General features: G+C 72.2%; 21 protein-coding genes. 20 read left to right on the forward strand and 1 reads right to left on the reverse strand.

The annotated features are described in order from the left end of the window. The first annotated feature begins 83 nt into the window (after window positions 1–83). The 20 genes from ABZY12_RS06370 to ABZY12_RS06465 all read left to right on the forward strand — a co-directional run bounded on the left by ABZY12_RS06370 (window position 84) and on the right by ABZY12_RS06465 (window position 24,337). Window positions 84–1,034: a beta-ketoacyl-ACP synthase III gene (locus ABZY12_RS06370; protein WP_356887732.1), complete on the forward strand. Its 951-nt coding sequence runs from the start codon at window positions 84–86 to the stop codon at window positions 1,032–1,034. 164 nt (window positions 1,035–1,198) lie between these two features. Then, window positions 1,199–1,588, forward strand: a complete 390-nt coding sequence (locus ABZY12_RS06375; RefSeq protein WP_356887734.1) for a hypothetical protein — start codon at window positions 1,199–1,201, stop codon at window positions 1,586–1,588. 228 nt (window positions 1,589–1,816) lie between these two features. After that, a complete protein-coding gene (locus ABZY12_RS06380; protein WP_356887736.1) occupies window positions 1,817–2,494 on the forward strand; it encodes a GntR family transcriptional regulator in 678 nt (225 codons plus the stop codon). 188 nt (window positions 2,495–2,682) lie between these two features. Next, window positions 2,683–3,435: a hypothetical protein gene (locus ABZY12_RS06385; RefSeq protein WP_356887738.1), complete on the forward strand. Its 753-nt coding sequence runs from the start codon at window positions 2,683–2,685 to the stop codon at window positions 3,433–3,435. 176 nt (window positions 3,436–3,611) lie between these two features. Further along, complete coding sequence (locus ABZY12_RS06390) at window positions 3,612–4,286, forward strand: class F sortase (protein ID WP_356887740.1); 675 nt, start codon at window positions 3,612–3,614, stop codon at window positions 4,284–4,286. 175 nt (window positions 4,287–4,461) lie between these two features. Beyond that, window positions 4,462–5,643 (forward strand): ROK family transcriptional regulator, encoded by a 1,182-nt coding sequence (locus ABZY12_RS06395; protein WP_356887742.1) that lies wholly within the window; start codon window positions 4,462–4,464, stop codon window positions 5,641–5,643. An 88-nt stretch (window positions 5,644–5,731) separates the two neighbouring features. Next, window positions 5,732–7,252, forward strand: a complete 1,521-nt coding sequence (locus tag ABZY12_RS06400; protein ID WP_356887744.1) for a sugar ABC transporter ATP-binding protein — start codon at window positions 5,732–5,734, stop codon at window positions 7,250–7,252. Further along, window positions 7,249–8,256, forward strand: coding sequence for an ABC transporter permease (locus ABZY12_RS06405; protein WP_356887746.1), 1,008 nt, complete (start codon window positions 7,249–7,251; stop codon window positions 8,254–8,256). Before ABZY12_RS06400 ends, ABZY12_RS06405 begins: the two co-directional genes overlap by 4 nt. 73 nt (window positions 8,257–8,329) lie before the next feature. Next, window positions 8,330–9,367, forward strand: a complete 1,038-nt coding sequence (locus ABZY12_RS06410; RefSeq protein WP_356887748.1) for a substrate-binding domain-containing protein — start codon at window positions 8,330–8,332, stop codon at window positions 9,365–9,367. 73 nt (window positions 9,368–9,440) lie between these two features. Beyond that, window positions 9,441–10,640, forward strand: a complete 1,200-nt coding sequence (locus ABZY12_RS06415; RefSeq protein ID WP_356887750.1) for a Gfo/Idh/MocA family oxidoreductase — start codon at window positions 9,441–9,443, stop codon at window positions 10,638–10,640. 14 nt (window positions 10,641–10,654) lie between these two features. Continuing rightward, complete coding sequence (locus tag ABZY12_RS06420) at window positions 10,655–11,659, forward strand: sugar phosphate isomerase/epimerase family protein (RefSeq protein ID WP_356887752.1); 1,005 nt, start codon at window positions 10,655–10,657, stop codon at window positions 11,657–11,659. Window positions 11,660–12,034: 375 nt separating this feature from the next. After that, the gene (locus tag ABZY12_RS06425; protein WP_356888127.1) at window positions 12,035–15,685 is read left to right on the forward strand and encodes a ThuA domain-containing protein; all 3,651 of its coding nucleotides are present in this window, start codon (window positions 12,035–12,037) and stop codon (window positions 15,683–15,685) included. An 83-nt stretch (window positions 15,686–15,768) separates the two neighbouring features. Further along, window positions 15,769–16,881 carry an inositol-3-phosphate synthase gene (locus ABZY12_RS06430; RefSeq protein WP_356887754.1) on the forward strand — a complete coding sequence of 371 codons (1,113 nt, stop codon included), beginning with the start codon at window positions 15,769–15,771 and terminating at the stop codon, window positions 16,879–16,881. 242 nt (window positions 16,882–17,123) lie between these two features. Further along, on the forward strand, window positions 17,124–18,314 hold the full coding sequence (locus ABZY12_RS06435; RefSeq protein WP_356887756.1) for an SCO3242 family prenyltransferase: 1,191 nt from the start codon (window positions 17,124–17,126) through the stop codon (window positions 18,312–18,314). Further along, on the forward strand, window positions 18,311–19,228 hold the full coding sequence (locus ABZY12_RS06440; protein ID WP_356887758.1) for a sugar phosphate isomerase/epimerase family protein: 918 nt from the start codon (window positions 18,311–18,313) through the stop codon (window positions 19,226–19,228). The genes ABZY12_RS06435 and ABZY12_RS06440 overlap by 4 nt, the downstream gene beginning before the upstream one ends. After that, window positions 19,222–19,776, forward strand: coding sequence for an EboA domain-containing protein (locus ABZY12_RS06445; RefSeq protein ID WP_356887760.1), 555 nt, complete (start codon window positions 19,222–19,224; stop codon window positions 19,774–19,776). Before ABZY12_RS06440 ends, ABZY12_RS06445 begins: the two co-directional genes overlap by 7 nt. Continuing rightward, window positions 19,776–20,624, forward strand: coding sequence for a TatD family hydrolase (locus ABZY12_RS06450; RefSeq protein WP_356887762.1), 849 nt, complete (start codon window positions 19,776–19,778; stop codon window positions 20,622–20,624). The genes ABZY12_RS06445 and ABZY12_RS06450 overlap by 1 nt, the downstream gene beginning before the upstream one ends. An 11-nt stretch (window positions 20,625–20,635) precedes the next feature. Continuing rightward, window positions 20,636–21,805, forward strand: coding sequence for a metabolite traffic protein EboE (gene eboE, locus ABZY12_RS06455; protein WP_356887764.1), 1,170 nt, complete (start codon window positions 20,636–20,638; stop codon window positions 21,803–21,805). Then, window positions 21,802–23,199, forward strand: coding sequence for a nucleotide pyrophosphatase/phosphodiesterase family protein (locus ABZY12_RS06460; RefSeq protein ID WP_356887766.1), 1,398 nt, complete (start codon window positions 21,802–21,804; stop codon window positions 23,197–23,199). Before eboE ends, ABZY12_RS06460 begins: the two co-directional genes overlap by 4 nt. A 49-nt stretch (window positions 23,200–23,248) precedes the next feature. Next, the gene (locus ABZY12_RS06465; protein WP_356887768.1) at window positions 23,249–24,337 is read left to right on the forward strand and encodes a sugar phosphate isomerase/epimerase; all 1,089 of its coding nucleotides are present in this window, start codon (window positions 23,249–23,251) and stop codon (window positions 24,335–24,337) included. A 9-nt stretch (window positions 24,338–24,346) separates the two neighbouring features. Here ABZY12_RS06465 and ABZY12_RS06470 read toward each other — a convergent pair whose 3' ends face one another. After that, entirely contained in the window at window positions 24,347–25,741 is a 1,395-nt protein-coding gene (locus ABZY12_RS06470; RefSeq protein WP_356887770.1) for an OFA family MFS transporter, read from the reverse strand. Window positions 25,742–25,793: the final 52 nt, after the last annotated feature.

A 25,793-nucleotide genomic window follows, 5' to 3' on the forward strand; every position in this document is an offset into this window, starting at 1 on the left:
GCCCGGTTACCCATCAGTCGCTGGCGAGACTGGGTGGTTCCTGCGTGAACCACGCGCCAGCCGAACCCAAGGGGGTCCCGGGCATGACGGGCACTCGTATCGCCGCGCTCGGGCACTACCAGCCCGCCAAGGTGCTGACCAACGACGACCTGACGGCGCTGGTCGACACCAGCGACGCCTGGATCAGCAGCCGGGTCGGGATCCGGACCCGGCACATGGCGGGCCCGGAGGAGCCGGTGGACGAGCTCGCCGCGCACGCCGCCGGCAAGGCGCTCGCCGCCGCCGGACTCGCCCCCGCCGACATCGACCTCGTCCTCGTCGCCACCTCCACCGCGATCGACCGCTCCCCGAACATGGCGGCCCGCGTCGCCGCCCGGCTCGGCATGCCCTCGCCCGCCACCATGGACCTCAATGTGGTCTGCGCCGGCTTCACCCACGCGCTCGCCACCGCCGACCACGCGGTCCGGGCGGGGGCGGCCCGCCGGGCCCTGGTCGTCGGCGCCGACAAGATGACCGCGGTGACGGACTGGACCGACCGGACCACCTGCGTCCTCGTCGGTGACGGCGCCGGCGCGGCCGTCGTCGAGGCGACGGCCGACGACGGGCGGGAGCCCGGCATCGGGCCGGTCCTGTGGGGCTCGGTGCCGGAGATGGGCCACGCCGTCCGCATCGAGGGCACGCCGCCGCGCTTCGCGCAGGAGGGCCAGGCCGTCTACCGGTGGGCCACGCAGCGGCTCCCCGCGCTCGCCCGCCAGACGTGCGAGCGCTCGGGGATCACGCCCGATGAGCTCGCGGGAGTGGTCCTGCACCAGGCCAACCTGCGGATCATCGAGCCCCTCGCCGCCAAGATCGGTGCGGTGAACGCGATCGTCGCCCGCGATGTCGTCGACTCCGGCAACACCTCGGCCGCCTCCATCCCCCTCGCCCTCTCCAAGCTGGTCGAGCGCGGCGAGCTGCCGTCGGGCGCGCCGGTGCTGCTGTTCGGCTTCGGCGGCAACCTGTCGTACGCGGGGCAGGTCGTCCGTATCCCGTAGGGCGTACGACGGTCGTCGCGTGCCGTCGCCCACCTCCTGGTGGCGCGCACGGGATGCGAGGGCCGGCAGATCACCCCGAAAGGGAACATCGTTCGGCGCATGTATCTTCGCCTCGCGTGAGTCGACCGCAGCGGTCGCTCGGTTCACTTCAGGAGAGATCATCCATGCGCACGGTCGCCCGTGGCCGCGTCGCCGTCGCCGCCCTCGTTCTCGTTCTCGCCGCTCAGGGAACCGCGACCGCGGCCGCGACGCGCGCCGTCACCGAGGGCGGTCACGCCGAGTGGAACGCCGACCCCCACAACGGCATACCCGGTGACTCGATCCGCGCCTGCGACACCACGGCCGACGGGTGGGGGATCGAGGCCTGGCTCGACATCGACCGCAACGGCACCATCGACCGCATCGCCTCGACCCGTGGTCACGACGCCCCGTACTGCACCGGCTGGATCAGCGGGAACATCGAACCCAAGGGCCGGGCCATCCAGATGTGGGCGGTCACGGTGGAGGGCACCGGCACCAAGGGAAAGGGCGGCCTCATCTGGAGCCACTCCTGATCAGGGAGCACGGGCGAGCGGGCGGCGTCCGCGGACGACTTTCGCGGTACGTCCCCCGGGCCGGCGGTGCTCGCGTGCGGAGGGGAGAAGGCGTGCCGCCGATCCGCGGGGGCCGCCGTACGTATTCGGCCGACGTCGACGGCGCTCCGCCTGGGCGGCCGAGGTCGCCGGTAGACTGTAGACGATAGCCAATCCGTGCCGTCGCCTACGGCGAACGAGGGGGCCGCGATGTTGTCCGCAGGACTGCCGCAAGGGGCTGTGCCCAGGCTGGAGCGGCCGGGGCCGCTGCGCGACCGCGTCTACGAGGCGCTGCTCGAACTGATCACCACCCGGGCGCTGCGCCCGGGTCAGCATCTCGTCGAGAGTGAGCTCGCCGGCCATCTCGGGGTCTCGCGGCAGCCGGTACGCGAGGCGCTCCAGCGGCTGAACACCGAGGGATGGGTCGATCTGCGCCCGGCGCAGGGGGCGTTCGTCCACGAGCCGACGGACGAGGAGGCCGACCAACTGCTCTCCGTCCGTACGCTCCTGGAGGCGGAGGCCGCCAGGCTCGCCGCCGCGAACGCCGGTTCGGCCGGGATCGCCGCGCTGGAGGAGCTCTGCGCGCGGGGCGAGCAGGCGGTCGCGGACGACGACGTCGACCTGGTCGTGGCCACGAACGCGGCCTTCCACGCCAAGGTCATGGAGCTGGCCGGGAACCTCGTGCTGGCGGAGCTGGCCGGTCAGGTCGACCGCCGGGTCCGCTGGTACTACACACCGGTGGCCCGGCAGCGCGGCGGCCAGTCCTGGAAGGAGCACCGGGCCCTGATCGACGCGATCTCGGCCCGGGACGAGGCGCGGGCCACGGCCGTCATGCGTGCCCACACGGAACACACCCGCGCGACCTACCGCGAGCACACCCAGGGCTGACGGGGGCGGCCGGGTCCCGGCCGCCGCACACCCCGGCGACCCGCCGCGCCCCACGGCCCGCTCCCCGTTCGGCGGAGCCCGGTGGCGGCGGTCCACGGACCCACCTAGCTTCGATCGTGGCGAGGGTTGTCTCCCGCCGCCCGCGGAGCCCGTCCGCGTGCGCCCCTCGCGTGATCTGGAGGACCGCCATGCGCGCGATACGTGCCGCTTCCGCCGCCCTGCTGGCCGCCGGGGCCGTCGCGCTCGGCGCGCCCTCGGTCATCGCCGACGACGGAACCGGCAACGACATCACGTCGTTCGGTTTCTCCGTCTCGCCCTCGACCGTCGCCCCCGGCGGCACGGTCACCCTGACGTCCGAGGGCTGCGAGGCCCCGTCCGTCACCGTCGAGTCCGGCGTCTTCGACACCGTCACCCTCCAGGAAGGCGTTCCCGGCACCGCGACGGTCGACGCGGACGCCAAGGCCGGCGCGGAGTACGAGGTCACGTTCGACTGCAAGGGCGAGCGGGGCACCACTCCGCTCACCATCGCGGAGGGGTCCGGTGCTCACTCCACGGGCGGCCACTCCACGGGCGGCCATTCCTCGGGCGACACCCACACCGACACCGGTACCGACACGCACACCACTACCGGCACGGGCACCACTACCGGCACGGGCACCGGTACCGACACGCACACCACTACCGACACGCACACCACTACCGACACGCACACCACTACCGGCACGGGCACCGGTACCGACACGCACACCGGTACCGGCACGGGCGCCGACACCGGCACCGGCCCGGAAACCGGCGCGCACAAGGGTGTCAGGGCCGGCTTCGGCGGCGCCTCCGGCGAACTCGACACGGCCGAGGTGGTCACGGGCACCGCGCTGATCGCGGGCGCTCTCGGCGGCGGTCTCCTCCTGATGCGCCGCCGCGGCCAGGACGGCCACGCCTGAACGGGGCTTGAGGGTGCTGAAACAGCCCCTCCGTCCCCGGGGGTGACGAGGTCCGGGGCGCGGAGGGGTATCACCACGCACACGGGTGCCTCGCGCGCACGGAAGGGACGTCGCGGAAGACGGTCGAGACGGTCACGGAAGACACGGAGCTGCGGAAGCCACGGGAAAGAGCGGTCGTGCAGGGGTCGAACGGTACGGGCAGGCGCGGTGCGTGGGGCGTCGTGATCATCGTCCTGCTCGTCGGGGTGCACCTGGTGCGCGGCGGAACGGAGGAGTGGCGGGCCGGTGGCCCTCCGCGGCCCTCCGCCGCGACCGCCCCGGACCACGCCGCCCTCGCCGCCGGCCGAGCCCCCCGCAACGACACCACCGACGCCCCCCGTGCCCCCGCGCCGTTGCCCGCCTCCCGCCCCGAACGCGTCCGCGTCCCCTCCGTACGCGTCGACGCGCCCCTCAAGGAGGTCGGCCTCGACGCCGAGGGATGGATCGACACCCCGCCGGCGTACGAGAAGAACCTCGCCGGCTGGTTCAGCGGCGCCGTCACCCCGGGGGAGGAGGGCACGGCCGTCGTCGTCGGCCATGTCGACACCCCGGACGGGCGAGCCGTCTTCTTCCGCCTCGGCGCCCTGGACAAGGGGCAGCGCGTCGAGATCGTCCGTGCGGACGGCAGGACCGCCGTCTTCTCCGTGTACGGCGTCGAGGTCGTCCCCAAGGACCGCTTCCCGGCCGAGCGGATCTACCGGAACACCGCCCGCCCCGAGCTGCGCCTGATCACCTGCGGCGGCGCGTTCTCGCAGCGCACGGGGTACGAGGACAACATCATCGTCTCCGCCCACCTCGTCGACGTCCGCTGACCGGGCCCACGAGCCGCACCCACCCACCCTGGGACGCTCTTTGTCCTCAGTCAGGAAAAAGTCGTCACCGATTGCTGCGCGACTTCTTCCCCCTCCAGGACACCACTGCTACGTTCCCCTCGAAAGCACGGCGCAAGGCCCGACGGCTTCGACAGGGGAGGGGCGCGTGAGACGCATGACGGCACGACCTGCCAACGCGCACCAGGCGCGACTGCTCCGACTGCTGCGCGACGGAGGACCCAACTCCCGTGCCCAGCTGGGCGATCAGATCGATCTCTCCCGCTCCAAGCTCGCCGTCGAGGTCGACCGGCTCCTCGACACCGGCCTCGTCGTCGCCGACGGCCTCGCCGCCTCACGCGGCGGACGCCGCTCGCACAACATCCGGCTCGCCCCCGAACTCCGCTTCCTCGGCATGGACATCGGCGCCACCTCCATCGATGTGGCCGTCACCAACGCCGAGTTGGAGGTGCTCGGGCATCTCAACCACCCGATGGACGTCCGCGAAGGCCCCGTCGCCGTCTTCGAGCAGGCCCTGTCGATGGCCGCCAAACTGCGCGCCTCCGGGCTCGCGGAAGGCTTCGACGGCGCCGGCATCGGCGTCCCCGGCCCCGTCCGTTTCCCCGAGGGCGTCCCGGTCGCACCGCCGATCATGCCCGGCTGGGACGGCTTCCCGGTCCGGGAGGCGCTCAGCCAGGAACTCGGCTGCCCCGTCATGGTCGACAACGACGTGAACCTGATGGCCATGGGGGAACAGCACGCCGGGGTCGCCCGCTCGGTCGGCGACTTCCTCTGCGTCAAGATCGGTACGGGTATCGGCTGCGGCATCGTCGTCGGCGGTCACGTCTACCGCGGTACGACGGGCAGCGCCGGCGACATCGGACACATCCAGGTCGAACCGGACGGCCGCCCCTGCGCGTGCGGCAACAAGGGCTGCCTGGAGGCCCACTTCAGCGGCGCCGCCCTGGCCCGCGACGCCGAGGACGCGGCCCGCGCGGGCCGGTCGGACGAGCTCGCCGGACGCCTCGCGGCGGCCGGCCGGCTCACCGCCGTGGACGTCGCCGCGGCGGCGGCCGCGGGGGACGCCACCGCACTCGACCTCATCCGCGAGGGCGGCAACCGGGTCGGGCAGGTCATCGCCGGACTCGTCAGCTTCTTCAATCCCGGTCTGGTGGTGATCGGCGGCGGGGTCACCGGCCTCGGTCACAACCTCCTCGCCAGTGTCCGCACCCAGGTCTACCGGCAGTCCCTCCCGCTGGCCACCGGCAACCTCCCCATCGTGCTCGGCGAGCTGGGCCCGGCGGCCGGAGTGATCGGCGCGGCCCGCCTCATCAGCGACCACCTCTTCTCCCCGGCGTAAGCCGAAGCCCCACCGGGCCGCACACCGTCGGCCCCACCTCAGCCCACCCACTCAGGCGCCACCCGCACCCGCCGAGGGGATCTCCGCCATGCCCCAAGCACAACCGCCCCTGCTCACCATGTCCGGCATCACCAAGTCCTTCCCCGGCGTCCGCGCCCTCGACGGCGTCGACCTGGAGGTAGCGGCCGGCGAGGTCCACTGCCTCCTCGGCCAGAACGGCGCCGGCAAGTCCACCCTCATCAAGGTCCTCGCCGGCGCCCACCAGCCCGACGGCGGCCACATCACCTGGCGCGGCGAACCCGTCCGGCTCCGGTCCCCGATCGCCGCCATGCGCCTCGGGATCGCCACCATCTACCAGGAGCTCGACCTGGTCGAAGGGCTGTCCGTCGCCGAGAACGTCCACCTCGGACACGAGCCCACCGCCGCCGGATTCGTCGTCCGGGGCCGCACCGCCCGCGCCTCGGCCGCCGCGCTGCTGAAGCGGCTCGGCCATCCCGAGATCGACCCCGCCCGGCTCGTCGGTGAACTCTCCGCCGCCCAACGGCAGATCGTCTCCATGGCCCGGGCGCTCTCCCACGACGTCCGCCTCATCGTGATGGACGAGCCGTCGGCCGCCCTCGACCCCGACGAGGTCGACAACCTCTTCCGAATCGTCGCCGACCTCACCGCCGACGGCGTGGCCGTCGTCTACATCTCCCACCGCCTCGAGGAGATCCGCCGCATCGGCGACCGCGTCACGGTCCTCAAGGACGGCCGGGCCGTGGCCGGCGGACTCCCCGCCGCGTCCACACCGACCCGGGACATCGTGGCACTGATGACGGGCCGGAACGTCGAGTACGTCTTCCCCGAGCGACCGGCCGAGCCCCCGGCCGACGCACCCGTCCTCCAGGTCCGGGGGCTGGCGCGTGAGGGGGAGTTCGCGCCCGTCGACCTCGATCTGCGGCCCGGTGAGATCGTGGGTCTCGCCGGACTCGTCGGCTCGGGCCGCTCCGAGATCCTGGAGACGATCTACGGCGCCCGGAAGGCCACCGCGGGCCGGGTCCTCGTCGACGGCCGCCCCCTCCGTCCCGGCAGCGTCCGGGCCGCCGTGCGCGCCGGGCTCGGCCTCGCACCGGAGGAACGCAAGGCCCAGGGCCTGCTGATGCTGGAGTCCGTCACCCGTAACGTCTCCGTCTCCTCGCTCGCCCGCTTCTCGCGCGCCGGCTGGATCGACCGTACCGCCGAACGCGCCGCCTCCCGCGCGGCCACCCGGGAGCTCTCCCTGCGACCCGACAACCCCGACGCCCGGATCCGCACCCTCTCCGGCGGAAACCAGCAGAAGGCCGTCCTGGCGCGGTGGCTGCTGCGCGGCTGCCGCGTCCTGCTGCTCGACGAGCCGACCCGCGGAGTCGACGTCGGCGCCCGCGCCGAGCTCTACGCCGTGATCCGCCGCCTCGCCGACGACGGCCTCGCCGTCCTGCTGGTGTCGAGCGAAGTGCCCGAGGTGCTCGGCCTCGCCGACCGTGTCCTGGTGCTCAGAGAGGGCCACGTCGTCCACACGGCGCCCGCCCGCGAGCTCGACGAACACCGCGTACTCGACCTTGTGATGGAAGGGAGCCCGGCGTCATGACGCTGTCCACCGCCAAGAACACCGAGGCGCCCGCGCCGGAAGGCGGTTGGCGCACGCTCGGTCTCAGGGCCGACGTCCGCAACCTCTCCCTGCTCGGGGTGCTGGCCGCACTGATCGTGGTCGGCGGCTTCACCAGACCGGACGAGTTCCTCGCCACCTCCAACCTCCAACTCGTCCTCACCCAGGCCTCCGTCATCGGCGTCGTCACGGTCGGCATGACCTTCGTCATCACGAGCGGCGGCATCGACCTCTCCGTCGGCGCCATCGTGGCCCTCGCCTCCGTCTGGGCGACGACGCTCGCCACCCAGGAGTACGGCTTCGCCGGCATCCTCTTCACCGCGGTCGTGGTCGGGGTCGCCTGCGGCCTGGTGAACGGTCTGCTCATCGCGTACGGCGGGATGGTGCCCTTCATCGCGACCCTCGCCATGCTCGCCTCCGCCCGCGGCCTCGCCCTGCAGATCACCGACGGCCGCACCCAGATCGTCACCGTCGAATCCGTCCTCGACCTCGGCATCCCCGACTCCTACGTCCTCGGCATCCCCCCGCTGGTGCTCGTCTTCGCCGCCGTCACCGTCGCGGGCTGGATGATCCTCAACCGGACCACCTTCGGCCGCCGCACCGTCGCCGTCGGCGGCAACCCGGAAGCCGCCCGCCTCGCCGGCATCGACGTACGCCGCCAGCGGCTCTACCTCTATCTGCTCTCCGGACTGTGCTGCGGCATCGCGGCCTTCCTGCTGATCGTCCTGTCCGGCTCCGGCCAGAACACCAACGGCAACCTGTACGAGCTCGACGCCATCGCCGCCGCGATCATCGGCGGCACCCTGCTCAGCGGCGGCCGCGGCACCATCGTCGGCTCCGTCCTCGGCGTCCTCGTCTTCACCACGATCACCAACATCTTCGCGCTCAACAACCTGCAGAGCGACGTCCAGCAGATCGCCAAGGGCGCGATCATCGTCGCCGCCGTCCTGGTCCAGCGCCGCACCGTGCGCGACGGCGAGGCCTGACCCCCACACCCCCTCGCATCAGCCCCCGCACCCCCCCCGCCTCGCCCCCTCCTCTTCGAAGGGACCCACCGCCATGCCAGAAACCAGCCGCAGAGGACTGCTGTTCGGCACCGCCGCCGTCTCCGCGGGCGCGCTGCTCACCGCCTGCACCAGCAACGAGCCCAAGAACCAGGCGCCCGCCGCGAACAACGTCCCGGCGGCGGACGACAAGCCCGGCACCCCCGTCACCATCGGCTTCGCCGGCCCCCAGGCCGACCACGGCTGGCTCAACGCCATCAACCAGAACGCCAAGGACCGGGCGAAGAAGTACACGGACGTCACCCTCGAGATCACCGAGGGCTCCAACGACACCGCCGCCCAGATAGGCCAGATCCAGACCCTCATCAACAAGAAGGTCGACGTCCTCGTCATCCTGCCCGCCGACGGCAAGGCCCTCACCCAGGTCGGACTCCAGGCCATGAAGGCCGGTATCCCCGTCATCAACCTGGACCGCGTCTTCGCCTCCCCGCAGGCATACCGCTGCTGGATCGGCGGCGACAACTACGGCATGGGCCTCAACGCCGGCCGCTTCATCGGTGAGCGGCTCAAGGACAAGCCGAACGCGAAGGTCGTCGAGCTCGCCGGAATGGACAGTCTGGAACTCACCAAGCAGCGCACCCAGGGCTTCGACGACGCCCTGAAGAACTACCCCAACATCCGCAAGGTGGCACGCCAGGCCGCCGACTTCACCGTCGAGTCGGGCCAGGCCAAGATGGCCCAACTCCTCCAGGCACAAGGCAACTTCGATGCCCTGTGGAACCACGACGACGACCAGGGCGTCGGCGCGCTGCGCGCCATCGCCCAGGCCGGCCGCAAGGACTTCCTGATGGTCGGCGGCGCCGGTGCCCGGTCCGCCATGGACGCCATCAAGGCCGACAACAGCGTCCTGAAGGCGACCGTGCTCTACCCGCCGACCATGGCCGCCTCCGCCATCGACCTGGCCCGCGCCCTGGGCCAGAAGAAGGGCGTCGGGGGCATGTCGGAGCTGGAGATCCCCGCCTCCATCACCCTCTACTCGGCCGTCGTCACCAAGGAGAACGTCGACGAGTACCTGCCCACCGGTTTCAACTGACCGGAGCCGCCGCCCCGGCGGGTGACCACCGCGGGGAGCAGACCGTTGCCGCACCACGAAACGGAGGAACCGTATGGAACAGACGGAGAGCGGGGCCGCACCGCCGACGCTCGGCGTCGGAATGGTCGGATACGCCTTCATGGGGGCCGCCCACTCGCAGGGCTGGCGAACCGCGGGCCGTGTCTTCGACCTGCCGCTGCGACCGGTACTCGCCGCCGTCGCCGGCCGGGACGCCGCGGCCGTCCGGGCCGCCGCCGACCGGCACGGCTGGGCCGCCGCCGAGACCGACTGGCGCGCCCTCGTCGCCCGCGACGACGTCCAGCTCGTGGACGTCTGCACGCCCGGCGACAGCCATGCGGAGATCGCCGTCGCCGCCCTGGAGGCGGGCAAGCACGTCCTGTGCGAGAAGCCGCTCGCCAACTCGGTCGCCGAGGCCGAGGCCATGGTCAGGGCCGCCGAGGCGGCGGCCGCCCGCGGCCAGGTCGCCATGGTCGGCTTCAACTACCGCCGCGTGCCCGCCCTTTCGTACGCCCGTCGGCTGGTCGCGGACGGCAGGCTCGGCGAGCTGCGGCACGTACGGGTCACCTATCTGCAGGACTGGCTGGTCGACCCGGGGTTCCCGCTGACCTGGCGCCTGGAGCGCGAGCACGCGGGATCGGGCGCCCTCGGGGACCTCGGGGCGCACGCCGTCGACCTCGCCCAATATCTGGCGGGGGAGCCGCTGGTCGGCGTGTCGGCGCTCACCGAGACCTTCGTACGCGAACGGCCCCTGCTCGCCGGGGCGTCGGCCGGCCTGTCCGGTGCCGCCTCGGGCGGGGCGTACGGGGAGGTCACCGTGGACGACGCCGCGCTGTTCACCGGGCGGCTCGCCTCCGGGGCACTCGCCTCCTTCGAGGCGACCCGGATGGCGGCCGGCCGCAAGAACGCCCTGCGCCTGGAGATCAACGGCGAGAAGGGCTCGCTCGCCTTCGACCTGGAGCGCCTCAACGAACTCTCCTTCCACGACCACACCGAACCGGCCGACACCGCCGGGTTCCGCCGCATCCTGGTGACCGAGCCGGGCCACCCGTACCTGGAGGGCTGGTGGCCGCCGGGCCACGCGCTCGGCTACGAGCACACCTTCGTCCACCAGGCCCGCGACCTGGTCCTCGCCATCGCGTCCGGGACCGCCCCGGCCCCGTCCTTCGCCGACGGGCTCCAGGTCCAGCGAGTCCTGGCGGCCGTGGAGGAGAGCGCCCGCAAGAACGCCGTCTACACATCCGTACAGGAGTAATGGAGGCCGCGACCGTGCCCCGTCCCTTCACCCTCTTCACCGGCCAGTGGGCCGACCTGCCCCTGGAGGAGGTCTGCCGGCTCGCCCGCGACTTCGGCTACGACGGCCTCGAACTCGCCTGCTGGGGCGACCACTTCGAGGTCGACAAGGCCCTGGCCGACCCGTCGTACGTCGACGGGCGGCGCGCCCTGCTCGAGAAGTACGGGCTGAAGTGCTGGGCCGTCTCCAACCACCTGGTGGGCCAGGCCGTCTGCGACCATCCCATCGACGAACGGCACCAGGCGATCGTCCCGGCCCGGATCTGGGGCGACGGCGAACCTGAGGGCGTACGGCGGCGGGCGGCGCGCGAGCTGGCCGACACCGCACGCGCCGCCGCGGCGCTGGGCGTCGACACCGTCATCGGCTTCACCGGCTCGTCGATCTGGCATCTGGTGGCGATGTTCCCGCCGGTTCCGGAGCGGATGATCGAGCGCGGCTTCGAGGACTTCGCGGAGCGCTGGAACCCGATCCTGGACGTCTTCGACGCCGAGGGCGTCCGCTTCGCACACGAGGTCCATCCCAGCGAGATCGCCTACGACTACTGGACCACCCAGCGGGCCCTGGAGGCGATCGGGCACCGGCCGGCCTTCGGGCTGAACTTCGACCCGAGCCATTTCGTCTGGCAGGACCTGGACCCGGTCGGCTTCCTCTGGGACTTCCGCGACCGGATCTACCACGTGGACTGCAAGGAGGCCCGGCGCCGGCTCGACGGCCGCAACGGGCGGCTCGGCTCCCATCTGCCCTGGGGTGACCCGCGGCGGGGCTGGGACTTCGTCTCGGCCGGCCATGGTGACGTGCCGTGGGAGGACGTGTTCCGCATGCTCCGCTCCATCGGCTACGCCGGCCCCGTCTCGGTGGAGTGGGAGGACGCCGGCATGGACCGGCTGACCGGCGCTCCGGAAGCGCTTTCCGTACTCAAGCGGTACGACTTCGAACCGCCGACGGCCTCCTTCGACGCCGCTTTCGGCGGCGATCGGTAGCGGTCGGAGGCCCATAGTCGCAGGCCGGCGCCTGGTGGCGGATACGTCACCGGGTCGGTCCGGCCTGCCCGCGGGAGGCTTTGTCCTCTCGCTGGGAAAAGTTCAACCGCACTGCCGCACAAGGGCTTTCCGCAGCGGACGAACCCCGCTACGGTCCCTGATGTGCTCATGACATGACCGACGATCTCGACCAGCGTGACGGCGCACGCCGGTCCCCGGACACCCGAAAACCCGGCCCTACTCCGGAGGACATTCGTGCACAGAAAACGACTCCGAGCCCCCCGCGCCACCCGAGCCGACCAAGCCCACCGAGCTCCCCTAGCCGTCCAAGCCCCCCGGGCGCCCCGAGCTCCCCGGGCCAGGAAGACACTCGCCCTGCTCGCCGTCGGACTGCTCGCCCTCGGCGCCCCGCCGAGCCTCGCCGCCGAGACGGACACCACCACCGCCGCCGCGGCCGCCGAGGAGTTCCAGCAGATCACCCTCGCCAAGGGCGGCGAAGAGGTCGGCGAACCCATGTCGCTCGCCGTACTCCCCGACCGCAGCGTCCTGCACACCTCGCGCAACGGCGAACTGCGCCGCACCGACGCCGCCGGCAACACCAAGGTCATCGGCACGATCCCCGTCTACTCCCACGACGAGGAAGGCCTCCAGGGCATCGGCCTCGACCCCGACTTCGCCCGGAACAAGGCCCTCTACCTCTACTACGCCCCGCCCCTGAACACCCCCGCCGGCGACGCCCCCAACGACGGCACGCCCGCCGACTTCGCGAAGTACGACGGAGTCAACCGGCTCTCCCGCTTCACCCTGAACGCCGACGGCACCCTCGACAACGCCAGCGAGAAGAAGGTCATCGACATCCCGGCGACCCGCGGCATCTGCTGCCACGTCGGCGGCGACATCGACTTCGACGCGCAGGGCAACCTCTACCTGTCGACCGGTGACGACTCCAACCCCTTCGCCTCGGACGGCTACACCCCGATCGACGAACGCCCCGGCCGCAACCCCGCGTACGACGCCCGCCGCACCTCCGGCAACACCAACGACCTGCGCGGCAAGATCCTCCGCATCAAGGTCGCCGACGACGGCTCGTACACCGTCCCCGACGGCAACCTCTTCGCGCCCGGCACGGACAAGACCCGGCCCGAGATCTACGCGATGGGCTTCCGCAACCCCTTCCGCTTCAGCGTCGACAAGAAGACCGGCGTGCTCTACGTCGGCGACTACGGGCCCGACGCCGGCGCCGCCGACCCCAAACGCGGCCCCGCCGGACAGGTCGAATTCGCCAGGGTCACCAAACCCGGCAACTTCGGCTGGCCCTTCTGCACCGGCGCCAACGACCCCTACATCGACTACGACTTCGCCACCAAGGTCTCCGGAGCCGCCTTCGACTGCGGCGCGCCGAAGAACGACTCGCCGCACAACACCGGCCTCGTCGACCTGCCCCCGGCCGAACCCGCCTGGATCCCCTACAACGGCGGCTCCCTCCCCGAGTTCGGCACCGGATCCGAATCCCCCATGGGCGGACCCGTCTACCGCTACGACGCCGCGAACACCTCCCCGGTGAAGTTCCCCGAGTCGTACGACGGAGACTTCTTCGCCGGCGAGTTCGGCCGACGCTGGATCAAGCGCATCGAACACGGCGCCGACGGCACCGTCCAGTCCATCAACCCCATGCCCTGGACCGGCACCCAGGTCATGGACATGGCCTTCGGCCCCGACGGCGCCCTCTACGTCCTCGACTACGGCACCGCCTGGTTCGGCGGCGACCACAACTCCGGCCTCTACCGCATCGAGAACGCCACCGGAGGCCGCTCACCCGTCGCGGAGGCGAGCGCCGACAAGACCTCCGGCACCACACCCCTCAAGGTCACCTTCTCCTCGGCCGGCACCACCGACGCCGACGGCGACGCCCTCACCCACAGCTGGGACTTCGGCGACGGAGGCACCTCCACCGCCGCCAACCCCACCTACACCTACCGCAAGAACGGCACCTACACCGCGACCCTCACCGCGCGCGACCCGTCCGGCCGCACCGGCTCCGCCTCCGTCCACGTCGTCGTCGGCAACACCGCCCCGAAGGTCACCCTCGAACTGCCCACCGAAGGCGCGCTGTTCGACTTCGGCGACGACATCCCCTTCAAGGTGACCGTGAAGGACCCCGAGGACGGCGCCGCCGGACCCATCGACTGCGCCAGGGTGAAGGTCACCTACATCCTCGGCCACGACAGCCACGGCCACCCCGTGACCTCGGCCAACGGCTGCACCGGCACCATCAAGACCTCCGCCGACGGCGGCCACGACGACGACGCCAACATCTTCGGCGTCTTCGACGCCGAGTACACCGACGGCGGAGGCGGCGGCCAGGCCGCCCTCACCAGCCACGACCAGGCCAAGCTGCAGCCCCGCCACCGTCAGGCCGAACACTTCGACGCCCAGAACGGCATCAGCGTCATCGACAAGGCGCCCGCCAACGGCGGCCGGACCGTCGGCGACGTCCACAACGGCGACTGGATCTCCTTCAAGCCCTACCACCTCACCGGATCAACCAAGCTCACCGCCCGCGTCTCCTCCGGCGGCACCGGCGGCTTCCTGGAAGTCCGCACCGGATCACCCACCGGCACCCTGCTCGGCTCCGCACCCGTACCCGTCACCGGCGGCTGGGAGACCTTCCAGGACATCGACGTACCCCTGCGCAACGTGCCCCGCAGGACCACCGAACTCTTCCTCGTCTTCAAGGGCGGAACCGGCGCACTCTACGACGTCGACGACTTCACCCTCTCCGACGCACCGGTGAACCGTGCCGCCAAGCGCGTCCTCGTCTTCTCCCGCACCGCCGGATTCCGCCACGACTCCATCGGCGCCGGCATCACGGCCCTCAAGGAGCTCGGCGCCGACAGCGACATCACCGTCGACGCCACCGAGGAGCCACGCCAGTTCACCACCGAGAACCTCGCCCGCTACGACGCCGTCGTCTTCCTCTCGACGACCGGCGACGTACTGAACGCCGCACAGCAGACCGCCTTCGAGAACTACGTCTCCACGGGCGGCGGCTACATGGGCGTCCACGCCGCAGCCGACACCGAGTACGACTGGGAGTTCTACGGCGGACTCGTCGGCGCCCACTTCGCCTCCCACCCGCACATCCAGCCGGCGACGGTCAGGGTGGAGGACCACGACCACCCCGCCACCGCCCACGTGCACGGCCCCTGGCAGCGCACCGACGAGTGGTACAACTACCGCACCAACCCCCGCGGCCAGGCCCGCGTCCTCGCCACCCTCGACGAAACCACCTATCAGGGCGGCACGATGAAGGGCGACCACCCGATCGCCTGGTGCAAGTCCTACGGCGGCGGACGCTCCTTCTACACCGGCGGCGGCCACACCAAGGAGTCGTACACCGAACCCGCCTTCCGCCAGCACCTCCTCGGCGGACTGCGCTACGCCACCGGCCAGGTCACCGCCGACTGCCGTCCCCAGACCGGCTACCGCGACCTGTTCAACGGAGAGACGAAGGAAGGCTGGAAGCAGGCAGGCCCCGGCGGCTTCGACGTCGCCGACGGCGAACTGCGCTCCGTCGGCGGCATGGGGATGCTCTGGTACCAGGCGAAGGAGTTCTCCTCCTACTCGCTCACGCTCGACTGGAAGATGACGGGCGACGACAACTCCGGAATCTTCGTCGGCTTCCCCGCCTCCGACGACCCCTGGTCGGCCGTGAACAAGGGCTACGAGATCCAGATCGACGCGACCGACGCGGCCGACCGCACCACCGGAGCCGTCTACGGCTTCAAGTCGGCGAACCTCGCGGCGCGTGACGCGGTGCTGCGGCCGCCCGGTCAGTGGAACAGCTACGAGATCCGCGTCCAGGGCGAGCGGCTCCAGGTGTTCCTCAACGGCGTGAAGATCAACGACTTCACCAACACCGACCCCGCTCGCAGCCTGAAGGACGGACACATCGGCATCCAGAACCACGGAGCCGACGACCAGGTGTCCTTCCGCGACATCCAGCTGAAGGAGCTCGCCTCGTAGAGCTCCCGCCCCAGCCGGCGGCGGGCGGGGAGGCGCCGTACCCCCCGCCCGCCGTCTCCACCACACCCCAGGGAGGCAGGGTCTTGACCACTGGAACACGTACGGGAGTCTGGCTCGTCGGAGCGAGAGGCTCCGTCGCCACCACGGTGGTGGCCGGCTGCGCCGCGATGACGGCGGGCCTGCACCCGCCGACCGGAATGGTGACCGAGACCGACGCCTTCGCCGCAGCGGGCCTGCCGCCGCTGCCGGCCCTCGTCTTCGGAGGACACGACACGGCGGAATGCCCCCTGCCCAAGCGGGCCGAGGAACTCACGGCGGCGGGCGTACTCCCGCACGGTCTCGCCACCGCCGTCGCCGCCGAACTCAGCGCCGCCGACGAGGAGATCCGCCCCGGAGGCCCACGCCCCGGCGACGGGCGCGACGAGGAAGAACTCATCACCTCCTTCGCCGCCGACCTGACGGACTTCCGCACACGACTGGACCTCACCCGAGTCGTCGTCCTCAATGTGGCGACGACGGAGCCGGCGTCGGGGGGCGCCGGGCTCCCTCCCAGCTCCCTCTACGCGGCCGCGGCCCTGCGCGCCGGCTGCCCGTACGTCAACTTCACCCCCTCCGCCGGCCTGCGGCACCCCGCCCTCACCGACACCGTCGCCGCCTGCGGGCTTCCGCACGCCGGCCGCGACGGCAAGACCGGCCAGACGCTGCTGCGCTCCGTCCTCGCCCCCATGTTCGTGCAGCGCGCGCTGACCGTACGGGCCTGGTCCGGCACCAACCTGCTGGGCGGCGGGGACGGGGCGGCCCTCGCCGACCCGGCCGCGGCGGCGGCGAAGAACGCGGGCAAGGAACGCGTCCTCACCGACACCCTCGGCCCCGGCGTGCAGGGCGAGGTCCACATCGACGACGTACCGGCCCTGGGGGAGTGGAAGACCGCCTGGGACCACATCGCCTTCGACGGCTTCCTCGGCGCCCGCATGACCCTCCAGACCACCTGGCAGGGCTGCGACTCGGCCCTCGCGGCCCCCCTGGTCCTCGACCTCGCCCGCCTGACCGCCCGCGCCCACGAGCTCGGCCTCTCGGGCCCCTTGGAGGACCTCGCCTTCTACTTCAAGGACCCGGACGGCACACCCCCGTCGGCCCTGGCCGACCAGTACACCCGCCTGCTGGCCTTCGGAACGCGGCTGGGGGAGTCACGGTGAGCGGGGTGGAGGCGGGGGGTGGAACTCCGGGTGGGCCGGGGACCGGTGGTGCGGCGGGGGCCGGGGTCGCCGGCGGGTCGGGGGACGCTCGCGCCGGGGCGGCCGGGGCGGCCGGGGCGGCCGGCGGGCCGGGGGACGCTGGCACGGGGGCGGCCGGGGCTGCCGACGGGTCGGGGGCCTGGGCCGGCGCCGGCGGTGGTGCGGCGGGGGGCGGGGCCGTCGGCGGGGCGCTCCCGGGCGGCATGGGCGGGGCCGGTCTCCGAGCGGTCGAGACCGGTCTCCAACCGGCCGGGGCCGGGGCCGGGGCAGGCGCCGGGGTCCGAGCGGCCGGGACCGCGGCTGTGTCCGGGGCCGGTGTTCGAGGGGCCGGGGCGCGCCCGGGACCCCGGAGAGGGAAGGCAGCCTGGTCCGCCTGGGCCGAACTGCTGCGGGTGTCCGCGCTGTTCACCGTCCCGGGCGACGCCCTGGCGGGCGCCGCCGCCGCGGGCGTGCGCCCGAACCGCGCCACCCTGCTGGCCATCGGCTCCTCCCTCTGCCTCTACGAGGCGGGCATGGCGCTCAACGACTGGGCCGACCGCGCCGAGGACGCCGTCGACCGCCCCCACCGCCCGATCCCCTCCGGACGGATCAGCCCCCGCGCGGCCCTCGTCGCCTCCGCGGCCCTGACGGCGGCGGGCCTCGGGCTCGCCGCCCGCGCGGGCCGCCCGGCCCTGGCGGTCGCCGCCGGCCTCGCGGCCACCGTCTGGTCCTACGACCTCCACCTCAAGCACACGGCGGCGGGGCCCGCGGCCATGGCGGCGGCCCGCGCCCTGGACCTCCTCCTCGGCGCCACCGCCACGGGGGGCCCTCCCTCCCCCCGCCCCCTCCCCTCCGCCGCCCTTCTGGCCGCCCACACCTACGCGATCACCGCCGTCTCCCGCCATGAAGCCCACGGCGGTTCCACCCGTGCCCCGCTGCTGGCCCTCGCCGCGACCCTGACCGTGGCCGCGGGCGCGGCCGGCCTCGGCACCGTTCCGCGCCCCGGCACACCTCAGGGGACGACCGGCCGCACGTCAGCGGCTCTTCCGTTCTGCGCCCGGCGACGCGAGGCGGCCTCGCGCGTCCCCGCGCCCCGCCCGCACTTCCGCGACCCCGCCGTCATGCCGCCGGCACCGGACGGTGACCCCCCGACGCGATGGCCGGACTCCCTGCCCCGGCTCGTCACCGCCGCCCTCGCCGTCGCCTATGCCCGCACCCCCGCCCCCGCCTTCCTCCACGCCGCACTCAACCCCTCCCCACCGCTCACGCAGCGCGCCGTCGGCGCCGGCATCCGCGCCCTGATCCCGCTCCAGGCCGCGCTCGCCGCCCGATCCGGCGCCCCCGGCACGGCCGTCGCGCTCCTCACGCTCGCGCCCCTCGCCCGAAGCCTGGCCAGGAAGGTGAGCCCCACATGAGCCCCACCCCCACCCCGACCACCCCGCCGCCCGGGCCCCCCACCCCACGGTTCGGCTACGGCACCAACGGCCTCACCGACCTCCGGCTCGACGACGCCCTCGCCCTCCTCGCCGACCTCGGCTACGACGGGGTCGGTCTCACCCTCGACCACATGCACCTCGACCCCCTCGCCCCCGACCTGGCCGACCGCACGGCCCGGGTCGCCCGGCGACTCGACACCCTGGGCCTCGGCGTCACCGTCGAGACCGGCGCCCGCTACGTGCTCGACCCGCGCCGCAAACACGGCCCCTCCCTCCTCGACCCGGATCCCGACGCCCGCGCCACCCGCACCCGGTTCCTCCTACGCGCCGTCCGCGTCGCCGCCGACCTCGGAGCCCACGCCGTCCACTGCTTCAGCGGCATCAACCCCGAGCCCGCTCACCCCGACGACGCCTGGAAGCGCCTCGCCGAAGCCCTCGCCCCCGTCCTCGAAGCCGCGGCCGCCGCCCGCGTCCCCCTCGCCGTCGAACCGGAACCCGGCCACCTTCTCGCCACTCTCGACGACTTCCACCACCTCCGCCGCCTCCTCGGCGACCCCGATCCGGCCCTCCTCGGTCTCACACTCGACATCGGCCACTGCCAGTGCCTGGAAGCCGAGGCCCCGGCCGACTGCGTCCGTGCCGCCGCCCCCTGGCTGCACCACGTCCAGATCGAGGACATGCGCCGCGGCGTCCACGAACATCTCCCCTTCGGTGACGGCGAGATCGACTTCCCGCCCGTCCTCGCCGCGCTCGCCGAACTCACCGCGGCCGGCTACCCCGGCCTCACCGTCGTGGAACTGCCCCGCCACTCCCACGCCGGCCCCGATCTCGCCCGCACCTCCCTCTCCTTCCTCCGTGACCGACTCACCCCCGGGGAGGCCCCGGCATGCTGACCGACTCCGCCCGCGCCTGGCTCGACGACGCCCTCACCGAAGCCGCCGCCCGCACCCCCGCCTGGGAACTGCGCTTCGCCTCCGCCGGCCGGCACTGCGGCCAGGAGCACGCCGACTCCGTCCGCACCCTCCTCCTCCAGGAGGCCCACGCCGGTCCGGACACCCTCACCCGCCTCTACCGGCAGGGCGCCGCCCCCGAACGCCGCGCCGTCCTCCTCGCCCTCCCCTCACTCGTCAGCGGCCCGGAGGCCGTGCCCCTCGTCGAGGACGCCCTGCGCACGCACGACACCACCCTCGTCTCAGCCGCCGTCGGCCCGTACGCCGCCACCCATCTGACCCCCCACTCCTGGCGTCACGCCGTCCTCAAATGCCTCTTCACCGGCGTGCCCGTCGACACCGTCGCCGGCCTCAGCCGACGCGCCCGCGGCGACCGCGAACTCGCGCGGATGCTCACCGACCATGCCGCCGAGCGCACCGCCGCCGGCCGCCCCGTCCCCGCCGACCTCCACCGCGTCCTCGCCCTCACCGCCCCCACGGAGGAGTCCTGATGCGCATCTTCGACCCCCACATCCACATGTCCTCGCGCACCACGGACGACTACCAGGCCATGTACGAGGCGGGAGTCCGCGCCCTCGTCGAGCCCTCCTTCTGGCTGGGGCAGCCCCGCACCTCACCCGCCTCCTTCCTCGACTACTTCGACTCCCTCCTCGGCTGGGAACCCTTCCGGGCCGCCCAGTACGGCATCGCCCACCACTGCACCCTCGCCCTCAACCCCAAGGAGGCCAACGACCCCCGCTGCACCCCCGTTCTCGACGCCCTGCCCCGCTACCTCGTCAAGGACAACGTCGTCGCCGTCGGCGAGATCGGCTACGACTCCATGACACCGGCCGAGGACACCGCCCTCGCCACCCAGCTCCAGCTCGCCGCCGACCACGCGCTCCCCGCCCTCGTCCACACCCCGCACCGCGACAAGCTCGCCGGCCTCCGCCGCACCCTCGACGTCGTACGCGAGTCCGCCCTCGCCCCCGACCGGGTCCTCCTCGACCACCTCAACGAGACCACCGTCAAGGAGGCCGCCGACAGCGGCGCCTGGCTCGGCTTCTCCATCTACCCCGACACCAAGATGGACGAGGACCGCATGGTCGCCGTGCTCAAGGACCACGGCCTCGAACGCGTCCTGGTGAACTCGGCCGCCGACTGGGGCAGGAGCGACCCGCTCAAGACCCGCAGGGTCGGCGACGCGATGCTCGCCGCCGGATTCTCCGAGGACGACGTCGACCAGGTCCTGTGGCGCAACCCCATCGCCTTCTACGGCCTCAGCGGCCGGCTCCGGCTCGACCTCCCCTCCGTCCCACCCCTCCACGAGGGCAACACCATCCTCCGCGGCGGGGAATGAGGCGGCCGTCCATGCGCTTCCGCCACCCCGACGGCTCCACCGTCCACCTCGCCTACTGCACCAACGTCCACCCCGCCGAGACCCTCGACGGCGTCCTCGCCCAGCTCCGCGACCACTGTGAGCCGGTCCGCCGCCGCCTCGGACGCGACCGCCTCTGCATCGGCCTCTGGCTCGCCCGGGACGCCGTCCACTCCCTCGTCACCGACCCGGCCTCGCTCCGCGCACTGCGCGCCGAGATCGACCGCCGCGGCCTGGAAGTCGTCACCCTCAACGGCTTCCCCTACGAAGGATTCGGCGCCGAAGAGGTGAAGTACCGCGTCTACCAGCCGGACTGGACCCGCCCCGAACGTCTCGCCCACACCACCGACCTGGCCCGGCTCCTCGCCGCACTCCTTCCCGACGACATCACCGACGGCTCGATCTCCACCCTGCCGATCGCCTGGCGCACCCCCTTCGACTCCCGCGCCGCCGACACCGCCCACACCGCGCTCACCACCCTCGCCCACCGCCTCGACGCCCTCGAAGAGCTCACCGGCAAATCCATCCGGATCGGACTCGAACCGGAACCCGGCTGCACGATCGAGACCACCAGCGACGCGATCGGCCCGCTCACCGCCGTATCAAGCCCCCGTATCGGCGTCTGCGTCGACACCTGCCATCTCGCCACCTCCTTCGAAGATCCCCACACCGCTCTGGAAGCCCTCGCCTCCGCTGGTGTCCCCGTGATCAAGACCCAGCTCTCCGCCGCCCTGCACGCCGAGCACCCTCACCTCCCCGAGGTCCGTGCCGCGCTCGCCGCCTTCGCCGAACCACGCTTCCTCCACCAGACCCGCACCAGCACCGCCGCGGGACTGCGCGGCACCGACGACCTGCCCCAGGCCCTCGCAGGCCGGTCCCTTCCCGACGGCGCCCCCTGGCGCGCCCACTTCCACGTCCCCCTCCACACACCGCCGGCCCCGCCGCTCACCTCCACCCTCCCCGTCCTCCAGGACGCCCTCGCCCTCCTCGTCGGCGGCCCCCGGCCACGCACCCACCACCTGGAGGTGGAGACCTACACCTGGCAGGCCCTCCCGGCCGCGCAGCGCCCCCGCACCCGCGCCCGCCTCGCCGACGGCATCGCCGCCGAACTCAGCCTGGCCCGCGACCTGTTGACTGACCTCGGCCTCAAGGAACTTCCATGACCGGCCCCCAAGGCGACACCTCACCCAACCCCCTCCTGGTCCTCGACGTCGTCGGCCTCACCCCGCGCCTCCTCGCCCACATGCCCCACCTCAAGGCCCTCGGCCACGACGGCTCCCAGGCCGCCCTCTCCACCGTCCTCCCGGCCGTCACCTGCACCGCCCAGTCCACCTTCCTCACCGGCACCCTCCCCTCCGAACACGGCATCGTCGCCAACGGCTGGTACTTCCGCGAACTCGGCGACGTCCTCCTGTGGCGCCAGCACAACGGCCTCGTCTCCGGCGACAGACTCTGGGACGCGGCCCGCCGCGCCCACCCCGGCTACACCGTCGCCAACATCTGCTGGTGGTACGCGATGGGCGCCGACACCGACATCACCGTCACCCCCCGCCCCGTCTACTACGCCGACGGCCGCAAAGAACCCGACTGCTACACCCGGCCCCCGGCCCTCCACGACGAACTCACCGAGAAACTCGGCACCTTCCCCCTCTTCCACTTCTGGGGCCCCGGCGCCGACCTGATCTCCAGCCGGTGGATCATCGACGCCACCCGCCACATCCTGCGCACCCGCCGCCCCGACCTCGCCCTGTGCTACGTCCCCCACCTCGACTACGACCTTCAGCGCTACGGCCCCGACGACCCGCGGTCCTTCCGCGCCGCCGCCGAACTCGACACCGCCCTCGCCCCCCTTCTCGACGACGCCCGAGCCGAAGGCCGCACCGTCGTCGCCCTCTCCGAGTACGGCATCACCCGCGTGACCCGCCCCGTCGACATCAACCGCGCCCTGCGCCGCGCCGGCCTCCTGGAGGTCCACACCCAGGACGGCATGGAGTACCTGGACCCGATGGCCTCCCGCGCCTTCGCGGTCGCCGACCACCAGCTCGCCCACGTCTACGTACGACGCCCGGAAGACCTCGAACCCACCCGGGAAGCCCTCACCGGCCTTCCCGGCATCGAGCAGCTCCTCGACGACGAAGGCAAGAAGGAACACGGCCTCGACCACCCCCGCTCCGGGGAGCTCGTCGCCCTCGCCGATCCCGACGCCTGGTTCACGTACTACTACTGGCTCGACGACACGAAGGCGCCCGACTTCGCCCAGCTCGTCGAGATCCACCGCAAACCCGGCTACGACCCCGTCGAGCTGTTCATGGACCCGCACGACCCGTACGTACGGATCAAGGCGGCGAAGGCGATCGCCCGCAAGAAGCTCGGCATGCGCTACCGGCTGGCGGTCGTGCCTCTCGACCCCTCACCTATTCGCGGCAGCCATGGCCGCCTCCCCACGAGCGAGGACGAAAGTCCGCTCATTCTGTGCTCCACCCCCCGCGCTGTGAGCGGTCGCGTCGCGGCCACCGATGTGAAATCCCTGCTGCTCCGACTGGCCGGTCTCTGCTGACCGGACTCCAGTGAAGCAGACTCCACCGACAACCAGGAGTTATCCACAGATGAGCCGCACCCGACGTATCCACAGCCCCTCCGCCGACCCCGAACTGACCCGCAAGCTCAGCAGACGGAACATGCTCGGCGTCGCCGCCGGCGCCACTGCCGCGGCCCTCCTCGGCGCGACCGCCCCGACGGCTTCGGCCGCCGAGACCGAAGCGGGGACAGGACCCGCCGCGGCCGACCCCGCCACCCGCGGCAACGGCCACGGCCGCCCCGTCCTGCCTCCCGGCCGCCTCGGCATCCAGCTCTACTCCCTGCGCGACAAGGTCTCCGCACTCGGCTTCGCGGCCGTCTTCGCCGAGCTGAAGAAGTACGGCTACGACGAAGTCGAGTTCGCCGGCTACCAGCAGGGCTCGGCAGGCCCCCTCACCCTCGCGGAGCTCAAGCGGCTCACCCGCGACCACGGCCTGCGCGGCATCGGCAGCCACGTCGGCTACTACTCCTCCGACCCCAAGGCGTACACCTTCGCCCAGAACCTCACCAAGGTCCTCGACGACGCCCAGGCGCTCGGCCTCCCGCACATCGGCACCGCCTCCGGCCCCTGGCGCTACGGCGCCACCGTCGACGGCTGGAAGCGCTGCGCCGAGGAGTTCAACCACTACGGCGCCGAGGCGAAGAAGCGCGGCATGAAGTTCTACCAGCACAACCACGCCGAGGAGTTCTCCTTCGCCACCGACCGCCCGGACGTCCGGCTCTACGACGTGCTGCTCGCCGAGACCGACCCCGACCTCGTCCACCTCGAGATGGACATCTACTGGGCGTACGTGGCCCAGCACCGCTTCTCCCGGCGCGTCGACGGCACCCCCGCCCCCTTCGACCCGCTGGACTACGTCCTCGACCAGCCGCACCGCTATCCGCTCTTCCACGTCAAGGACGGCGAACGCGACGACTCCGTCCGAGACGGCTACCGCATGGCGGACGTCGGGGACGGAGACATCGACTACCGGCGCTTCATCTCGGAGGTGAACCGCACCCGCCACGGGCGCCACGCCCATCACTGGCAGGCCGAACGCGACAACCCCGTCGAGTCGTTCGACTTCGCCCGGAAGTCCAGCGCGCACCTCCACTCCCTGCGCGAGAAGGACTGCTGACCCGGGGCATCACTCGGCTCCGGCATCCCGGCTGATCGGCCGCGGGTTCGCCACCACGCGGCGGGCCCGCGGCCGTCCCGGCGGATGCAGGAACAGCGCCACGATCCCGGCGAACAGCGAGATCGTCCCGGCGAGGACGAACGCTCCCGAATAGCCCCAGGAGGCGACCACGACCGCGCCCATGCCCGAGCCGAGCAGCCCCGACACCAGCTTGGAGCTGTACACCAGACCGTAGTTGGAGGCGTTGTTGTTCTCCCCGAAGTAGTCCGCGGTCATCGCCGCGAACATCGGGAAGATCGCGCCGCCGCCGAAGCCGGAGATGCTGGAGAACACCAGGAACAGCGGCAGGTTGTGGATGTTGCCGGACCACAGGATGCCGTACTGGGAGAGTCCCAGGACCACACAGACGAAGATCAGGCACTGCTTGCGGCCGTAGCGGTCGGAGAGCCAGCCGATCACGCCACGGCCCGTGCCGTTCACGATCGCCTTCAACGACATCGCGGTCGCCACGATCCCGCCCGCGAAGCCGGCCTCGTCACCGAACGGCACCTGGAAGGCGATGCCGAAGATGTTCACGCCCGAGGTGCACAGCAGACAGAACCACATCAGCGCCACCCGGCCCGTCCGCCAGGCCTCGATCGGCGTGTACTGCTTCACCGCCGGAGGGTTCTTCTCCAGCGCCCTCCTCGCCCGCGGGTCGTCCGGCTTCCTCAGCGGATCCACCTGCGCGGGCCACCAGTTCTTCGGCGGGTCCTGGAAGAAGTATCCCGCGACCGCCACCATCGCGGCCAGGAACAGCCCCACCGAGACCAGCACCCAACGGAAGTTGGTCAGGTCCATGTAGCCGGTGAAGATGAAGACGAACGGCACCGAACCGTAGGCGAAGCCGCCGTTCACGAAGCCCGTCTTCCCGCCCTTCCGCTCCGGGTACCACTTCCCGACCATGTTGACGCAGGTCGCGTACACCATGCCCGCGCCCATGCCGCTGAACATGCCGAAGCCGAGGTACGCGACGATCACATGGGGCGCGAACGCGAGCGAGAGATAGCCCAGCAGCGTGCCGAGCGCGCCCAGCATCATCGCCCAGCGGGCCGGCAGCTTGCCGCTCTCCCGCAGCTTCCCGGCCGGGAAGGCGACGGCGGCCTGGAAGAACACCCAGACCCCGAGCATCCAGAAGATGTGCGCACTGCTCCAGCTGTGCGCGGTGTGCAGGGTCTCCTCGGCGGAGGCGAACGCGTACTCCGCCGAACTGATGCCCATCATGCCCACCCACGGCAGGATGACCATCCACTTGCGCGTGCGGCCCATCAGGTCGACGTCGGACTCGCCGATCCGGTACGTGCGACCGTTGGCGTCCGTCACCTCCCTGTAAGGGAGGGAGGTGGTGATGTCGGTTGTCGTCATGGAGATCGAACCCCTCGCGTGGAAGAAGTCTGGCCAGCGCCCCCTGTCCGTT

The sequence above is a fragment of the Streptomyces sp. NPDC006551 genome, assembly GCF_040611675.1.
Lineage (GTDB): Bacteria > Actinomycetota > Actinomycetes > Streptomycetales > Streptomycetaceae > Streptomyces.

Excerpts from the sequence above, each read along its gene's own strand:
- ABZY12_RS06460 (WP_356887766.1), top strand. The coding sequence starts at position 21,802 with ATGACCGGCCCCCAAGGCGACACCTCACCCAACCCCCTCCTGGTCCTC.
- ABZY12_RS06380 (WP_356887736.1), top strand. The coding sequence starts at position 1,817 with ATGTTGTCCGCAGGACTGCCGCAAGGGGCTGTGCCCAGGCTGGAGCGG.
- ABZY12_RS06395 (WP_356887742.1), top strand. The coding sequence starts at position 4,462 with ATGACGGCACGACCTGCCAACGCGCACCAGGCGCGACTGCTCCGACTG.
- ABZY12_RS06470 (WP_356887770.1), bottom strand. The coding sequence starts at position 25,741 with ATGACGACAACCGACATCACCACCTCCCTCCCTTACAGGGAGGTGACG.
- ABZY12_RS06445 (WP_356887760.1), top strand. The coding sequence starts at position 19,222 with ATGCTGACCGACTCCGCCCGCGCCTGGCTCGACGACGCCCTCACCGAA.
- ABZY12_RS06400 (WP_356887744.1), top strand. The coding sequence starts at position 5,732 with ATGCCCCAAGCACAACCGCCCCTGCTCACCATGTCCGGCATCACCAAG.
- ABZY12_RS06435 (WP_356887756.1), top strand. The coding sequence starts at position 17,124 with ATGGGCGGGGCCGGTCTCCGAGCGGTCGAGACCGGTCTCCAACCGGCC.
- ABZY12_RS06385 (WP_356887738.1), top strand. The coding sequence starts at position 2,683 with ATGCGCGCGATACGTGCCGCTTCCGCCGCCCTGCTGGCCGCCGGGGCC.
- ABZY12_RS06405 (WP_356887746.1), top strand. The coding sequence starts at position 7,249 with ATGACGCTGTCCACCGCCAAGAACACCGAGGCGCCCGCGCCGGAAGGC.
- ABZY12_RS06465 (WP_356887768.1), top strand. The coding sequence starts at position 23,249 with ATGAGCCGCACCCGACGTATCCACAGCCCCTCCGCCGACCCCGAACTG.
- ABZY12_RS06375 (WP_356887734.1), top strand. The coding sequence starts at position 1,199 with ATGCGCACGGTCGCCCGTGGCCGCGTCGCCGTCGCCGCCCTCGTTCTC.
- ABZY12_RS06415 (WP_356887750.1), top strand. The coding sequence starts at position 9,441 with ATGGAACAGACGGAGAGCGGGGCCGCACCGCCGACGCTCGGCGTCGGA.
- ABZY12_RS06440 (WP_356887758.1), top strand. The coding sequence starts at position 18,311 with ATGAGCCCCACCCCCACCCCGACCACCCCGCCGCCCGGGCCCCCCACC.
- ABZY12_RS06450 (WP_356887762.1), top strand. The coding sequence starts at position 19,776 with ATGCGCATCTTCGACCCCCACATCCACATGTCCTCGCGCACCACGGAC.
- eboE (WP_356887764.1), top strand. The coding sequence starts at position 20,636 with ATGCGCTTCCGCCACCCCGACGGCTCCACCGTCCACCTCGCCTACTGC.
- ABZY12_RS06370 (WP_356887732.1), top strand. The coding sequence starts at position 84 with ATGACGGGCACTCGTATCGCCGCGCTCGGGCACTACCAGCCCGCCAAG.
- ABZY12_RS06410 (WP_356887748.1), top strand. The coding sequence starts at position 8,330 with ATGCCAGAAACCAGCCGCAGAGGACTGCTGTTCGGCACCGCCGCCGTC.